Origin of the sequence: Nonomuraea diastatica (assembly GCF_004349015.1) — a bacterium.
GTDB lineage: Bacteria > Actinomycetota > Actinomycetes > Streptosporangiales > Streptosporangiaceae > Nonomuraea > Nonomuraea diastatica.
This window is the reverse complement of the sequence record NZ_SMKP01000031.1, coordinates 1-15,120: the sequence shown is the minus strand read 5'-3', so window position 1 is coordinate 15,120 and position 15,120 is coordinate 1. Positions and strand designations below refer to the sequence as shown.

9 protein-coding genes are annotated in these 15,120 nt (G+C 70.5%); 3 read left to right on the top strand and 6 right to left on the bottom strand.

What is annotated here, in order from left to right:
* Positions 1-101: 101 nt before the first annotated feature.
* Complete coding sequence (locus tag E1294_RS13600; protein WP_132508416.1) at positions 102-524, top strand: pyridoxamine 5'-phosphate oxidase family protein; 423 nt, start codon at positions 102-104, stop codon at positions 522-524.
* A 23-nt stretch (positions 525-547) separates the two neighbouring features.
* Positions 548-1,510 (top strand): 2,3,4,5-tetrahydropyridine-2,6-dicarboxylate N-succinyltransferase, encoded by a 963-nt coding sequence (gene dapD / locus E1294_RS13595; protein ID WP_132508414.1) that lies wholly within the window; start codon positions 548-550, stop codon positions 1,508-1,510.
* A 106-nt stretch (positions 1,511-1,616) separates the two neighbouring features.
* Here dapD and pyk read toward each other — a convergent pair whose 3' ends face one another.
* The 4 genes from pyk to gltB all read right to left on the bottom strand — a co-directional run bounded on the left by pyk (position 1,617) and on the right by gltB (position 11,272).
* Entirely contained in the window at positions 1,617-3,047 is a 1,431-nt protein-coding gene (gene pyk, locus E1294_RS13590; RefSeq protein WP_132508412.1) for a pyruvate kinase, read from the bottom strand.
* A gap of 135 nt (positions 3,048-3,182) precedes the next feature.
* Positions 3,183-4,835, bottom strand: a complete 1,653-nt coding sequence (locus E1294_RS13585; protein WP_246082996.1) for a S8 family peptidase — start codon at positions 4,833-4,835, stop codon at positions 3,183-3,185.
* A gap of 326 nt (positions 4,836-5,161) precedes the next feature.
* Complete coding sequence (locus E1294_RS13580; protein WP_132508410.1) at positions 5,162-6,640, bottom strand: glutamate synthase subunit beta; 1,479 nt, start codon at positions 6,638-6,640, stop codon at positions 5,162-5,164.
* 126 nt (positions 6,641-6,766) lie between these two features.
* The gene (gltB, locus tag E1294_RS13575; RefSeq protein ID WP_132508408.1) at positions 6,767-11,272 is read right to left on the bottom strand and encodes a glutamate synthase large subunit; all 4,506 of its coding nucleotides are present in this window, start codon (positions 11,270-11,272) and stop codon (positions 6,767-6,769) included.
* A 289-nt stretch (positions 11,273-11,561) separates the two neighbouring features.
* Here gltB and E1294_RS13570 point away from each other — a divergent pair, with 289 nt between their 5' ends.
* Positions 11,562-13,133: a bis-aminopropyl spermidine synthase family protein gene (locus E1294_RS13570; protein WP_246082995.1), complete on the top strand. Its 1,572-nt coding sequence runs from the start codon at positions 11,562-11,564 to the stop codon at positions 13,131-13,133.
* 213 nt (positions 13,134-13,346) lie between these two features.
* Here E1294_RS13570 and E1294_RS13565 read toward each other — a convergent pair whose 3' ends face one another.
* Both E1294_RS13565 and E1294_RS13560 read right to left on the bottom strand, forming a co-directional pair.
* Complete coding sequence (locus E1294_RS13565; protein WP_132508406.1) at positions 13,347-13,934, bottom strand: hypothetical protein; 588 nt, start codon at positions 13,932-13,934, stop codon at positions 13,347-13,349.
* Positions 13,934-14,773 (bottom strand): hypothetical protein, encoded by an 840-nt coding sequence (locus tag E1294_RS13560; RefSeq protein ID WP_132508404.1) that lies wholly within the window; start codon positions 14,771-14,773, stop codon positions 13,934-13,936. Before E1294_RS13560 ends, E1294_RS13565 begins: the two co-directional genes overlap by 1 nt.
* Positions 14,774-15,120: the final 347 nt, after the last annotated feature.

Here is a 15,120-nt window from a genome sequence, read left to right as displayed (position 1 = left end):
CCGGGCGGGCGACCGGCGCGGAAAGGGACGGCGCGTGGCTTTTCGGGACCGCTCCCACTGGGAATGACCGTCTCAAGATCGAGGAAGACGGGGGTGGGGGCATGCCGTTGGACGTGGCGGCGCGGGAGGCGTTCCTGGCGGAGCCGCACATCGCGAGCCTCGCCGTGGAGACCGGTGAGAGGCGGGGGCCGCTGAACGTACCCGTCTGGTACGACTACCGCCCCGGCGGCGAGATCCGGTTCCTGACCGACGGCGACTCGGTCAAGGCCCGGCTGATCGCGAAGGCGGGCAGATTCTCGATGCTGGTGCAGCGGGTCAGCCCGACCTACCGGTACGTGTCGGTGGAGGGGCCGCTGGTGCGTTCCGACCCGACGACGCTGGAGGATCTGACGCGCATCTCGGCCCGTTACCTGCCGCCCGACGCCGTGTCGGGTTACGTGCAGGGCTCCGACCTGCACGCACTCGTCACGTTCAGGATGCGGCCTGAACGCTGGCTCTCCGCCGACCTGGGCGCCCTGGGCTGAGCGGAAACGGTATTTTTGGCCCCGTGACTGCTATCGATCCCACCTCGACCGGCGCGTTCGGCACCGGCCTCGCGACCATCGCCTCCGACGGCACCGTGCTCGACACCTGGTTCCCCGCACCCGAGCTGGGCGACGCGCCCGTCTCGGGCACCGAGCGGCTCCCCGCCGGCGAGGCCGGCGAATTGGCCGGGCTGACCGGGCCCGACGAGGCGCGGGGCGTGGAGGTGGTCGCGGTGCGCACCGGCATCGCCAAGCTCTCCGAGGCCCCCGTCGACGCGCACGACGTCTACCTGCGCCTGCACCTGATCTCCACGCGCCTCGTCAGACCGCACGGCGTCAACCTCGACGGCATCTTCGGCCTGCTGGCCAACGTGGTGTGGACCAACGCGGGCCCGTGCCCGGTGCCGGGCTTCGAGCGCACACGCCTGCGGCTACGGGCCAGGGGCGCGGTGACGGTGTACGGCGTCGACAAGTTCCCGCGAATGGCCGACTACGTGATGCCGTCCGGCGTGCGGATCGCCGACGCCGACCGGGTGCGCCTGGGCGCGCACCTGGCGAGCGGCACCACCGTCATGCACGAGGGCTTCGTCAACTTCAACGCCGGCACGCTGGGCGCCTCGATGATCGAGGGCCGGGTCTCGGCCGGCGTGGTGGTCGGCGACGGCTCCGACGTGGGCGGCGGCGCGTCGATCATGGGGACGCTGTCGGGCGGCGGCAAGCAGGTCATCTCGATCGGTGAGCGCTGCCTGCTGGGCGCGAACGCCGGCATCGGCATCTCGCTGGGCGACGACTGCGTGGTGGAGGCCGGACTCTACGTGACGGCGGGCACGAAGGTCGCCCTGCCCGGCGGCCGGGTGATCAAAGCCGCCGAGCTGTCGGGGGCGAACGGCATCCTGCTGCGGCGCAACTCACAGTCGGGCGCGGTGGAGGCCGTGCCGCGCGAGGGCGGCACCATCGAACTCAACGCCGCCCTCCACGCGAACTGACCCGCGCTTTTCTTTCTTTCCTTTACGGCTTCGCCCGGTTCAGCCACCCGCCGCAGGTGACTGAACACCGCGAAGCCGTAAAGGAAAAGCCGCCAAGAAGGTCGGGTCAGTGCGCGTGGGACACGGCGGAGCCGATGGTGTGGACGCGCAGGGCGTTGGTGGAGCCCGGGGTGCCGGGAGGTGAGCCGGCCACGATGACGACCTTGTCGCCCTTCTCCAGCCGCCCCGACGACAGCAGCGAGGCCTCGACCTGCCGCACCATGTCGTCGGTGTGGTGGACGAACGGCACGTGGAACGTCTCCACCCCCCACGTCAGCGAGAGCTGCCCCCGCACGTGGGGCGCCGACGTGAACGCCAGTAGCGGGATCGGCGAGCGGTAGCGGGCCAGCCGCCGCGCCGTCTCGCCCGACATCGTGAACGCCACCAGCGCCTTGGCCCCGACGATCGCGCCGACCTCGGCCGCGGCCCTGGCGATGGCGCCGCCGGTCGTCTCCGGCATGCGCTCCAGCGTGTGGGTGGCGTGCAGGGAGTGCTTCTCCGCGGCGCAGGCGATGCGGTCCATCGTGGAGACGGCCTCGATCGGGTAGTTGCCGACGGAGGTCTCGCCGGACAACATGACCGCGTCGGCGCCGTCCATGACCGCGTAGGCCACGTCGGAGGCCTCGGCGCGGGTGGGGCGCGGGGAGCTCATCATGGAGTCGAGCATCTGGGTGGCGACGATGACCGGGCGGGCCTTCTCGCGGCACAGCTCGATGATGCGCCGCTGCACGATCGGCACCTGCTCGAGCGGCAGCTCGACGCCGAGGTCGCCGCGGGCCACCATGATGCCGTCGAAGGCCTCGACGATGTCGGGGAGGCGGTCGACGGCCTGCGGCTTCTCGATCTTGGCGAGCAGCGGGAGGCGCACGGCCTCCTGCTCCATGATGTTGCGCACGACGTCGGCGTCGGACGGGCGGCGGACGAACGACAGGGCGATCATGTCGCATCCGGTGCGCAGCGCCCAGCGCAGGTCGGCTTCGTCCTTGTCGGTCAGCGCGGGGGCGCTGACGTTGACGCCGGGCAGGTTGAGGCCCTTGTTGTCGGAGATCATGCCGCCGATGACGACGCGGGTGGCAATGCGGTCGCCGTCGACGCGGGTGGCCTCGAGCACGAGGCGGCCGTCGTCGACGAGGATCGTGTCGCCGGGGCGGACGTCGTTGGGCAGCCCCTTGTAGGTGGTGGAGACCTGCTCGCGGTCGCCTGGCACATCTTCGGTGGTGATGGTGAAGACGTCGCCGAAGCCCAGCCTGACGGGGCCCTCTTCGAACGTGCCGACACGGATCTTGGGGCCCTGCAGGTCGGCGAGCACGCCTACACCGCGGCCGAGGTCGGCCGCCACCTCCCTGACCCGGTCGTAGACCTCCCTGTGCAGGTCATGGTTGCCATGACTGAGGTTGAACCGTGCCACGTCCATGCCGGCGGCGATCAGCTCGTGCAGGCGTTCTTTGGACGATGTGGCGGGGCCGAGAGTGCAGACGATTTTCGCGCGACGAGTCACGAGTCCTACCTTAATTGGTACAGACCACTTAACAGTCACTGACGACCGAGAACGTACCCGCGGAAGGGGAACAGAACGAGAACGGCGCCTCCCAGACAGGCCAAGTTCGTGTACTGCTCCGGGCGGCTCACGCCGTCATGGTTCGGTGGTGGCGGCCTTCCAGGCGTCCACGATGCCGTGGCCATAGAAACCGTTGTCCGCTTTGTCGCCCTCGCACTCGTGCGTCTCGGTCTTGTTGTAGATCTTGTAGACGTAGCGGCGGGGTGTCGGGCACGCCTTCTGGGTCGCGGTCTTGTAGAGCAGTCGCTCGGTGGTGGCCGGGTCCAGGTGGAGTCCGCCTTCGCCAGGCTTGCCGAAGCGGCTGATCAGGATCGCCGCGACCCCGGTGGCGTGCGGGGAGGCCATGGAGGTGCCCTCCAGAAACTGGTAGTACGAGCAGCGGCCGTCCTTGCAGTCCTTGACCACGTCCGCGCCCTTGGGGTCGCCCTTGGCGTCGATGCGCCCGGACGCGCGCAGCACGTGCTCGGGTGCGGCGGCCAGGATCCCTCTGTCGGCCTTGGCGCCCTGACCGTCGAGGATGTCGCCTCCGGGCGCGGCCAGGTCGGTCTGCTCGACGCCGTAGTCGCTGTAGATCGCCTTGCGCCCCGAGGGACCGACCGCGGAGACGGAGATGACGCCGCCGGACTCCGCGGGCACGTTGACGCAGGAGTTGTCGATCTCGCGTTCCTTCTCGTCGCCCTTCGGGTAGCCGGGGCTCTGGTCGTCGACCTTGGGATGGCCGAGGTCGGTGCCGCCGTTGCCGAGGGCGGAGATGAGCGTGACGCCCTTCTTCCTGGCATAGTCCAGGGCTCGCTGCATGCCGGTGATGACGGCCTGCTGCTCCAGTTGCTGCTTCTTGGTGTCGGCCGCGTTGGCCGTGCAGTTGAACAGCCAGGGGTCGACGTAGTAGCTCATGTTCACGACGTCCACGCCGATGTCGGCGGCGTAGGCGAGCGCGTCGAGGCTGGGCTTGAGGAAGAAGAACCCGGAGTCCTGGCCGGCCCTGAGGTTCACGATCTGCACGCCGGGCGCCACGCCCGCGATGCCGATGCCGTTGATCGGGGAGGCGATCGTGCTGGCGACGTGGGTGCCGTGGCCGTCGTCGTCCACGTCGGCGGGGTCCTTGCAACCCTCGGCCTCGCAGGGGCCGTCGAGCGTCTCGCCGCGCTCGTCCTTGGGCCGGTCGGTGACGAAGTTGCGGCTCAGCTCGCGGTTGAAGTTGGGGGCGATGTCGGGGTGCTTGCCGTCGACGCCGGTGTCGACGACGCCGACCAGGACCTTCTTCGTGCCGGGGACCGTGGTGTTCGCGCGGTTCGCGCCGATCATGCGCATGTTCCACTGGCGGCCGGCGAGCGGCTCCGCCGTGCTCTTGGTGAACGACGACGCGTCGGGGAAGGCCGCGGGCCGCTGCTGCCGGGCCGCGTCATGAGTGCCCTGGCGAGCCGTGGCGAAACCGATGCGCCGGTCGGCGGACACGCCCACGATGGCCTGGTCGGCGCCCACGCCTTCGGCGAAGCCGCCGCCCGCGCCTCTGGCCAGCAGGTAGCCGAGCCGGGCGTCCTCGCCGACCGTGGTGCCGCCGGCCCGTTCGACGGCGTCCACGGCCTCGGCGTGCCGTCCCGCCGCGTAGAAGACGAGATAGTCCTTCTGGGGCGCGGCCGGTTTCTGGGGGGCCGCGGGCTGCGGTGCGCAGGCCGTGAGGGCGGCTGCGGCGGCGAGCACCATCGTTCCAGAGGCGACTCGCCGCATGGTTCCCCCATCCGCTGACTGGCGTGAAGCTGCATCTTCCCGACAGTCAACCAGCAATGCGCCTTAGTGGTGAAATTTCGGTTGATGGGTGGCGAAGCTGGGTCAATACCCCCAGCCCGCCGCACGGGCGGGCATTGAAAGGCGAGCACCCGGCAGCGGGCGAGCCCGATCTCGGCATCGCCGGACATCACCTGACGCGGCAGGGGGCGCACCAGGACTTCGTACGAAACCCCGTACCTCGTGGCGCGGCCGGCGCCGTGAGCGCCCTCACCCCCGCCGACCGCACGGATCCGGGGCCGCCTCGTGAACGGCCCCGGCCCGTGCCGTCAGACCAGCGGGCGGGCGGTGGGCAGGATCGGGTACGGCAGGGCCGTCTCCCCCGTCAGGAACCGGTCCACGCCCGAGGCCGCCGCGCGGCCCTCGGCGATGGCCCAGACGATGAGCGACTGCCCGCGCCCCATGTCGCCCGCCACGAAGACGCCGTCCACCTTGGACATGTACGTCGTGTCGCGCGAGACGTTGCCCCGAGCGTCGTAGAAGCCGTCACCGGCGACGGCGGCGAGGTCCTGCAGCAGGGCGCCCTTCTCCGGGCCGAGGAAGCCCATGGACAGGGTGACCAGCTCGGCCGGGATCTCCCGCTCGGTGCCGGGGATCGGCTTGAAGCCGTTCTGCGGCCCCTCGACCTCGACCAGCCGCAGCGCCCGCACGTTGCCGTCGGCGTCGCCGGCGAACTCGGTGGTGGAGACGGCGTAGACCCGCGCTCCCCCGCCGTCGGCGAGCTCCTCGTGGGCGCTCTCCATCTTGAACAGCATGGGGTAAGTCGGCCACGGCTGGTTGCCCGGCCTAGTTGCCGGCGGCTGGGGCATGATCTCGAGCTGGGTGACGGACTTCGCGCCCTGCCTGATCGCCGTGCCGATGCAGTCGGCGCCGGTGTCGCCGCCGCCGATCACCACCACGTGCTTGCCCTCGGCCGAGATCGGTGACCGGTCGAGGTCGCCCTCCTGGACCTTGTTGGACAGCGGCAGGTATTCCATGGCCTGGTAGATGCCCTTGAGCTCGCGCCCGGCCACCGGCAGGTCACGCCACTGGGTGGCGCCGCCGGACAACACCACGGCGTCGAACTGCTCGCGCAGCTCGGCGGCGGTGATGTCGGCGCCGACGTTGACGCCGGTGCGGAACTCGGTGCCCTCGGCCCGCATCTGGTCGAGGCGGCGGTTGATGTGCCGCTTCTCCATCTTGAACTCGGGGATGCCATAGCGCAGCAGGCCGCCGATCCTGTCGGCCCGCTCGAACACCACCACGTCGTGGCCGGCCCTGGTCAGCTGCTGGGCGGCGGCCAGGCCCGCGGGCCCTGAGCCGACGACGGCGACCTTCTTGCCGGTCTTGACGGCCGGTGGCTGCGGGGTCACCCAGCCCTCGGCGAACGCCCGGTCGATGATCTCGACCTCGACCCGCTTGATCGCCACCGGGTCGGAGTTGATGCCGAGCACGCACGCCGCCTCGCACGGAGCCGGGCAGAGCCTGCCGGTGAACTCCGGGAAGTTGTTCGTGGCGTGCAGCCGCTCGATCGCCTCGCGCCAGTCGGTGCGGAAGACGAGGTCGTTCCACTCGGGGATGAGGTTGCCGAGCGGGCAGCCGTTGTGGCAGAACGGGATGCCGCAGTCCATGCAGCGGGCCGCCTGCTTGGTCAGTCTGTCCTGCGGGAAGTCCTGGTAGACCTCGCGCCAGTCGCTGATGCGGACGTCCACGGGGCGGCGCGCCGGCAGCTCCCGGTCATGCGTGAGGAAACCCTTCGGGTCAGCCATTCGGTACGCCTCCCTTAGCTCCAAACGTGCTTCGGCCAGTACGGCCGGCCATCATCTTCACGGCGGCCATGCCCGCACCCTCTGGCAGGTACGGTCGGCCATCATGGCCGGGCTCAACGCGGCGGGTCATGCCTGCACCGCTGCGGCCATGACCGCCTCGTCGACGTCCCTGCCCTCGATGCGGGCGGCCTCGGCGGCCTCCATCACTCTCTTGTAGTCGGTCGGCATGATCTTGCCGAACCTGCCGAGCGCCGTGTTCCAGTCGGCGAGCAGCTGCTTGGCGACCGGCGAGCCGGTCTCCGCGAAGTGCTTCTCGACCGTCTCCTTGAGGAACTCGGCGTCCTGCTCGGTGAGCGCCTCGATGGCGACCATCTCGCGGTTGACCCGCTCGGGCTTGAGATCGAGCAGGTACGCGATGCCGCCCGACATGCCGGCCGCGAAGTTGCGCCCGGTCGGGCCGAGCACCACGGCCTTGCCGCCGGTCATGTACTCGCAGCCGTGGTCGCCCACGCCCTCGACGACCGCCGTGGCGCCGGAGTTGCGCACGCAGAACCGCTCGCCGACGACGCCGCGGACGAACACCTCGCCGGACGTGGCGCCGTACAGGGCGACGTTGCCGGCGATGATGTGGCCGTCGAGCGGGGCCTCGTCGTGCGGCCGGACGGTGATCCGGCCGCCGGACAGGCCCTTGCCGAGGTAGTCGTTGGCGTCGCCGGTCAGCCTCAGCGTGATCCCGCGCGGCACGAACGCGCCGAACGAGTTGCCCGCCGAGCCGGTGAACGAGATGTCGATGGTGTTGTCGGGCAGGCCCTTGCCGCCGTACCGCTTGGTCACCTGGTAGCCGAGCATGGTGCCGACCGTGCGGTTGACGTTGCGGATGGGCAGCTCCAGCGTGACCGGGGTGCCGTCGTTGAGCGCGCCCTCGGCGAGCTGGATCAGCGTGTTGTCGAGGGCGTGCTGGAGCCCGTGGTCCTGCTCGACGATGCGGCGCAGCACGGTGCCCGCGGGCAGCTCCGGCCGGTGCAGGATCGGCGACAGGTCGAGCCCCCCGGCCTTCCAGTGGTCCTCGGCCGCCGTCGTGTCGAGCAGCTCGACGTGCCCGATGGCCTCGTCGAGCGAGCGGAAGCCCAGCTCGGCCAGGTATTCGCGGATCTCCTCGGCGATGAACTCGAAGAAGTTGACCACGAACTCGGGCTTGCCGGTGAAGCGCTTGCGCAGCTCGGGGTTCTGCGTGGCGACGCCCACGGGGCAGGTGTCGAGGTGGCAGACCCGCATCATCACGCAGCCGGAGACGACGAGGGGCGCGGTGGCGAAACCGTACTCCTCGGCGCCGAGCAGCGCGGCGATGATGACGTCGCGGCCGGTCTTGAGCTGGCCGTCGACCTGGACGACGATGCGGTCGCGCAGGTCGTTGAGGAGCAGCGTCTGCTGGGTCTCGGCCAGGCCGAGCTCCCACGGGGCGCCCGCGTGCTTGAGCGAGGTCAGCGGCGAGGCGCCGGTGCCGCCGTCGTGCCCGGAGATGAGCACCACGTCGGCGTGCGCCTTCGACACGCCCGCGGCGACCGTGCCGACGCCGACCTCGGCGACCAGCTTCACGTGGACCCTGGACTCCGGGTTGGAGTTCTTCAGGTCGTGGATGAGCTGGGCGAGGTCCTCGATCGAGTAGATGTCGTGGTGCGGCGGCGGCGAGATGAGGCCGACGCCGGGCGTGGAGTGGCGGGTCTTGGCGATCCACGGATAGACCTTGTGGCCGGGCAGCTGGCCGCCCTCGCCGGGCTTCGCGCCCTGGGCCATCTTGATCTGCAGGTCGGCCGCGTTGACCAGATATTCGCTGGTGACGCCGAAGCGCCCGGAGGCCACCTGCTTGATGGCGCTGCGGCGCGCCGGGTCGTAGAGCCGCTCGGGGTCCTCGCCGCCCTCGCCGGTGTTGGACTTGCCGCCGAGCCGGTTCATCGCGACGGCGAGCGTCTCGTGCGCTTCCATCGAGATCGAGCCGTACGACATCGCGCCCGTGGAGAAGCGCTTGACGATCTCCGAGGCGGGCTCCACCTCGTCGAGCGGGATCGGGTCGCCCTTGCGCAGCTTGAACAGGCCGCGCAGGGTCATCAGCCGCTCCGCCTGGGAGTCGACGAGGTTCGTGTACTCCTTGAAGATCTCGTATCGGCGGGTCCTGGTGGCGTGCTGCAGCTTGAAGACGGTCTCGGGGTTGAACAGGTGGGGCTCGCCCTCGCGCCGCCACTGGTATTCGCCGCCGACCTGGAGCTTGCGGTGGGCGTTCGGCACGCGCGGGTAGGCGTGGCCGTGCCGCAGCTCGATCTCCTTGGCCAGCACGTCGAAGCCGACGCCGCCCAGGCGCGAGGTGGTGCCGGTGAAGCAGGAGTCGATGACCTCCTGGCTCAAGCCGAGCGCCTCGAAGATCTGCGCGCCGGTGTAGGAGGCCACCGTGGACACGCCCATCTTGGACATGACCTTGATGACGCCCTTGCCGTAGGCCTTGATCAGGTTGCGTACGGCCTTGCGCTTGTCGAGCTGGAGCGCGCCCGAGTCGACGAGGTCCTCGACGGTCTCGACGGCGAGGTAGGGGTTGACCGCGCCGGCGCCGTAGCCGATGAGCAGCGCCATGTGGTGGCACTCGCGGGCCTCGCCGGTCTCGATGACCAGCCCGATCTTGGTGCGGGTCTTCTCCTGGATCAGGTGGTGGTGCACCGCACCGGTCAGCAGCAGCGCCGGGATCGGCGCCAGCGTCTCGGACGAGCCCCGGTCGGACAGCACGATGACGCGCGCGCCGTCGGCGATCGCCTGCGACGCCTCCGTCCTGATTTCCTCCAGGCGCCACAGCAGCGCCTGGCCGCCGCCGGCCACGTCGTAGAGCCCGCTGATGACGTACGGGTGGAAGCCTGGCAGATCGCCCTCGTCGTTGATGTGGATGATCTTGGCGAGCTCTTCGTTGTCGAGCACCGGGTACGGCAGCACGAGCTGGCGGCACGAGGTGGGGCCCGGGTCGAGCAGGTTGCCCTCGGGCCCGAGCGTGCTGGCCAGCGAGGTGACCAGCTCTTCACGGATGGCGTCCAGCGGCGGGTTCGTGACCTGCGCGAACAGCTGCGTGAAGTAGTCGTACAGCAGGCGCGGCTTCTCGCTCAGCACGGCCACGGGCGTGTCGGTGCCCATGGAGCCGATCGGCTCGGCACCGGCCCTGGCCATCGGCGACAGGATGACGCGCAGCTCTTCCTCGGTGTAGCCGAAGGTCTGCTGCCGTCTGATGAGCGCCTCGTGCGTCGGAATCTCCCGCTGGCGGGCGGGCAGCTCCTCGAAGCGGACCAGGCCGGCGTGGAGCCAGTCGGAGTAGGGCAGCTCGGCCGCGAGCTCCGCCTTGATCTCGCCGTCCTCGATGATCTTGCCGCGGGCGGTGTCGATGAGGAACATGCGGCCCGGCTGCAGGCGGCCCTTCCTGACGATGTCGTCGGGGTTGAAGTCGAGCACGCCGGCCTCGGAGGCCAGCACGACCAGGCCGTCGGCGGTCACCCAGAAGCGGCCGGGGCGCAGGCCGTTGCGGTCGAGCACCGCTCCGGCCATGGTGCCGTCGGTGAACGTGATCGAGGCGGGGCCGTCCCAGGCCTCCATCATCGTGGAGTGGAACTCGTAGAAGGCCCGCCGCGCGGGATCCATCTCGGTGTGGTTCTCCCACGCCTCGGGGATCATCATGAGCACGGCGTGGGGCAGGCTCCGGCCGCCGATGTGCAGCAGCTCAAGGGCCTCGTCGAAGCTGGCGGTGTCGCTGCCATCTGGGTCACAGATAGGGAAAAGTCGTGAAATTTCGCCGGGAATGTCGGCGGACTTCAGCATCGCCTCGCGCGCCCGCATCCAGTTGCGGTTGCCCTTGACCGTGTTGATCTCGCCGTTGTGGGCGACGTAGCGGTAGGGGTGGGCCAGCGGCCAGCTGGGGAACGTGTTGGTGGAGAACCGCGAGTGCACCAGCGCGATCGCGGTAGCGTAACGCTCGTCGCTCAGGTCGGGGAAGAACGGCTCGACCTGGTCGGGCGTGAGCATGCCCTTGTAGACGATCGTCCTGGCCGACAGCGAAGGGAAGTAGACGTCGGCCTCGTGCTCGGCCCGCTTGCGCAGGCAGAACGCGAGCCGGTCGAGCTGCAGCCCCTCCAGCCCCGCGGGGCCGGACACGAACAGCTGGGCGAAGTGCGGCATGACGGCCCGGGCACTCGGCCCGGGCAGAGCACGGTCGACGGGCAGCTCCCGCCAGCCGAGCACGGTGAGGCCCTCCTCGGCCGCGATCTCCTCGATCAGGCCGACGGCGACGCGCCGGGCCTCCTCGTCGATCGGCAGGAAGGCGATGCCGGTCGCGTACGCGCCGGCGGCGGGCAGTGCGAACGGCACGGCCGCGCGGTAGAACCCATCGGGGATCTGCGTCAGGATCCCGGCTCCGTCGCCGGTGTCCGGCTCGCTACCCTTGGCCCCCCGGTGATCAAGGTTGCACAACGCCGTCAGCGCCTTGACCACGATGCCGTGACCACGGCGTCCCGCGACGTCGGCGACCATGGCGACACCGCAGGCATCGTGCTCGTTGGCGGGGTGGTAGAGGCCCTGAGGCTCGGGGAACCCGAGGTGGGCAGCAGGCATTTAATCCCTCCCGTCGTCATCGTCTGTCTCGAACTGCTCTACAGGCGGGGACGACGTTGGCCCTGCTGCATATCGTGGGTAGAGGTTACAACACCCTGCCGGAATGGTGCCCGCCGCGTCCGCATGGCGAACATTCGGGCAGGTCCAGCATCCGAACTCTCTATCCCAAACTCTGGGCGAGGCCCCTGTGATTCCCGGTTCCGCGCACCTGTATGCGGCAGAGATGGCGATTTTCTGCCGGCCCTGCTCGGCGGGCGGCAAGCCCCTGGTCCCTCGATAGGGTTTGCCCATGGACCGTGACGGGGTGGAGCGCCTGCTCCGAGAGGCTGGAGCCGACAGCAGGCGGCTGAGGCACGCGCTGACGCTCCTGTGCGACGGCCAGTGGTGGAGGCTCGCCGGCCTGGTCCGCGAGACCGCCACGTCGAGGCGCACCGTCGAGGCGCTGCTCCGCGAGCTGCCTCTGGAGCGATCCGGCGACGCCTTCCGTGTGCCGCTCGCCCAGGCCCCCGCCTACCAGGACCTCTTCGCCGTTGCGCCGCCGCCGCAAGACCCGGTCGCCCACCTGCTCCCCCACTACTCCGATGCGCTCGACCGCCTGGGCGCCCTCATCGCCGGCGCACCGCGCGCACGCCACGTCCTCGACCACGTCGCCGCCACGCCCGAGACCGTGCTGCGGCGGGCGCTGCTGCTCGGCGCCCGCTTCTGGCTGCCGGGCGCGCGCCTGCTGTGCGTGGGCGACCACGACCTGACCTCGCTGGCCGTCAAGCTCGTCCACCCGGAGACCGAGGTCACGGTGGCCGACATCGACGAGCGCATCCTGGCCTACATCGACGACCAGGAGCTCGGTGTCCGCACCCGCTGGGCCGACCTGCGGCTCGGCCTGCCGGCCTCGGCCAGGGGCCATGACCTGGCGCTCACCGACCCGCCGTACACACCGGAGGGCGTCGGCCTGTTCGTGGCGCGTGCCGTGGAGGGGCTTAAGGACGACGGGCGGGTGCTGCTCGCCTACGGCGCCGGCGAGCGCATGCCCACGCTGGCGTTCAAGGTCCAGCAGGCCCTGACGGACCTCAACCTCGTCTACGAAGCCATCTACCCCGACTTCAACCGCTATTTCGGCGCGGAAGCCATCGGTTCTGCGGCCGACCTGTACATCCTCCGGCCCACCAGCAAGACCCGCCCGGCCGTGACGTCCCGCCTGAGCCGCCAGGCCACCGCCATCTACACTCAGGGCCCGCAAGCCATAGAAAACGCCCACAAGGGCATCTCAGCCCCAGAGAGGGGCATTTCAGACTTCGAGCCCGACCTGCTGGTGGGCGAATGGCCCAAGGAGCTCGCCCAGCCCCGGGTCAAGGTGTCGACCTGGCTCGCCAAACCGTACGCGGCCGCTCCCGACCGCGTGGCCGTCGCCCTGCCGCCGGGCCTGGAGGCCGCGCTCCCCCGCCTGCTCCTGGCGACGCGCGCCTCCCATGTACGCGTCCTGGGAGCCGGCCTGCCGTCCCTGCCCGGCGTGCTGGCCGCCGTCTACTCGATGAGCGCCGGCGAGGACGTTCTCGACGCCGTACGCCTCCCGCAGCCCGGCGACACGACGGCCCGCGTGCTGCGCAGGATTGTGGACAACGGTCACGCCAAGCTGGCCAACACGTGGCGCGAGGCCCTCATCGCGGCGGCCCGCGAGCAGGGCGCGACGCTCACCAAGAACGACTCCAGGGCCCTCATCCGCGAGGCGGCCCCCTGGGCGGAGGACCTGACTCTGCTGGAGGCGCCGCTGCACCGCCTGTCCGCACTCCCGGAGGCGGTCGCCGCAACCGTCACGTCTCTGACCACGACCTCCCCCGGCCCCGCCTCCCGCGCGCACCCCTGACCCGCACCACCGGTCGAGCCCGCGGCTTTCGGGCAGCCCGTGCCGGCACGGCGTTGCTCCAGAGCCAGAACGCCGAACCGCCCGCCCCGACCGGATCCAGCACCAGCCCAAGTCCGGCACATCCCCTCGAACCGGGTCCAACCCCAGCCCGAGTCCGGCACGCCCGCCCCGACCGAGTCCGGCACCAGACCCGAGTCCGGCACCGTTTCGAGGTCAGGTGGCGGCGACGACGCGGTCCTGGACGACCCGGCCCAAGCCGTCGAGTGCCACCAGCGCCGCAAGGAGTTCCTGCGCGGGCGCGGAACCGCCGACCCAGCTCACCGTTACGTAGTGGCCCATGGCACGGGCCTGCGCGCGACTGCCGGCGGCCTCGAAGGCAACACCCTGGCGTACGAACCCGTCCTCGCCCAGGGCCGACACCAGCGCGTCGGCGCCTCGCCCGTCACCCATGTTGAAGATGACGAACTGGCCCGTGGTGAGGTCGCCCTTGTAAACGCCCTGGAGCGCCTGCGTGCAACCGGAGGCCGAGGCGCCCCACAGGACGTCGTCGCAGTCGATGAACTGCTGGGTGCTCTCCAGCCGCATGTCTCCCACGGTCTTGACCGCGGAGGTGAAGACCTCCTGCGGGGTGAGCGGGGCGGCGTCGTTCTTGCGGTCGTCGATGGCCGCGTAGAAGGCGGACGTGGGCTCGGCGTGGAAGGCCGACGGGCGGGGCGCGTCGCGGTGGAACCACCACCAGCCGCCCGCGGCGACGGCCACCACGCCGGCGATCACAACGGAGATGAGGAGACGACGTGACATCAGGCCGGCGGCCCCGTGAGCGAGACGACCCTGCGGTAGACGGGCTTCTCCGCGCCGCGCAACGCCAGGGTCAGGGAGACGAAGTCGTCCTTGGCGGTCGGTTCGGCGCCGTCGGTTCTGCCGAGCCAGACGAGGCCGACGTAGTGGCCCAGCGCGTAGCCGCCCGCCTCGGAATAACCTCCCGGGGGGAAGGACGCCTTGGAGGAGGGCAGGGGGATCGTCCATCCGCCCCGGTAGTCGGTCTTCAACGACTCCACCAGGGCGGCGGCCGACTTGCCGTCCTTCAGGTTGAGCAGAGTGTACTGGCCGACGTAGCGGCCGTCGGAGCTGGCGTACAGGCCGCGGGCGGCCTGACTGCATCTGGCGTCGGAGACCTGTTCCACAACGCTCTCACCCCACAGAGCCGCCGAACAGTCGGCGTCGAGTTGCTTGGCGACCAGCTTGAGCTTGAGCTTCTTGGTGACGGAGAGCTGCTTGTGGCCGAACACTTCCTTCTTCGTCAACGCGCGCTTGTCCTTGGTCCTGTCGGTCAGCGGGGCGAACAGTTTGGGCGAGCTCCAGCCGTGGAAGACCCGCGGCAACGTCGAGCCGGTCGCGACCACGGCGGCACTGGCCCGCCGCTGCGGTGTGTATTCGCCGATGGAGCCCACGGTGAACACCAGCCCCGTGCCACCGGCCAGCACACCCACGACCGCGGCGATGATCACGAGCAACCGCTGCTGATCAGGGCGCAGGCCCCAGGCGGTGAGCAGCGGGAACTGCCAGTCGGACGGAGGGGTACGCCGCCGCTTGCGCGAGGGCGGGCCCGCTCCCCGCCCACCGGTCGCGGCCTCACCCACGCCGCCGTCCTCCTGCAGCGGCCACCCGGCGCTTCCCCGGAGCTTGACCCTGCCGCCGGACCTCTCGGCACGGCCACCGGCCCGCCTTCCGCCCTCCGGCGCCCCGGCCCCGTGCTGCCCGGTGCCATCCCCGCCCTCCGGCCAGGCCGCACCGACCTGACCGTCCGACTGCCCGGCACCACCTCTGCCCTCGGACCATCCGGCCCCGCCGCCTACAGAGCGCCCAGCACCCCGCCGCCCCTCCGAGCGGCCAACGTCTTCACCACCGCCGAACCGCCCAGCACCCCTACGGCCCTCGGCTCGACCGGCATCTTCACCGCCCCCGGACCGCCCAACCCCCCTTCGGC

What these genes read in the sequence shown, in the direction of transcription:
- E1294_RS13600 (WP_132508416.1), top strand. Translation starts at nt 102, where the DNA reads ATGCCGTTGGACGTGGCGGCGCGGGAGGCGTTCCTGGCGGAGCCGCAC.
- E1294_RS13585 (WP_246082996.1), bottom strand. Translation starts at nt 4,835, where the DNA reads ATGCGGCGAGTCGCCTCTGGAACGATGGTGCTCGCCGCCGCAGCCGCC.
- E1294_RS13580 (WP_132508410.1), bottom strand. Translation starts at nt 6,640, where the DNA reads ATGGCTGACCCGAAGGGTTTCCTCACGCATGACCGGGAGCTGCCGGCG.
- gltB (WP_132508408.1), bottom strand. Translation starts at nt 11,272, where the DNA reads ATGCCTGCTGCCCACCTCGGGTTCCCCGAGCCTCAGGGCCTCTACCAC.
- E1294_RS13570 (WP_246082995.1), top strand. Translation starts at nt 11,562, where the DNA reads ATGGACCGTGACGGGGTGGAGCGCCTGCTCCGAGAGGCTGGAGCCGAC.
- E1294_RS13565 (WP_132508406.1), bottom strand. Translation starts at nt 13,934, where the DNA reads ATGTCACGTCGTCTCCTCATCTCCGTTGTGATCGCCGGCGTGGTGGCC.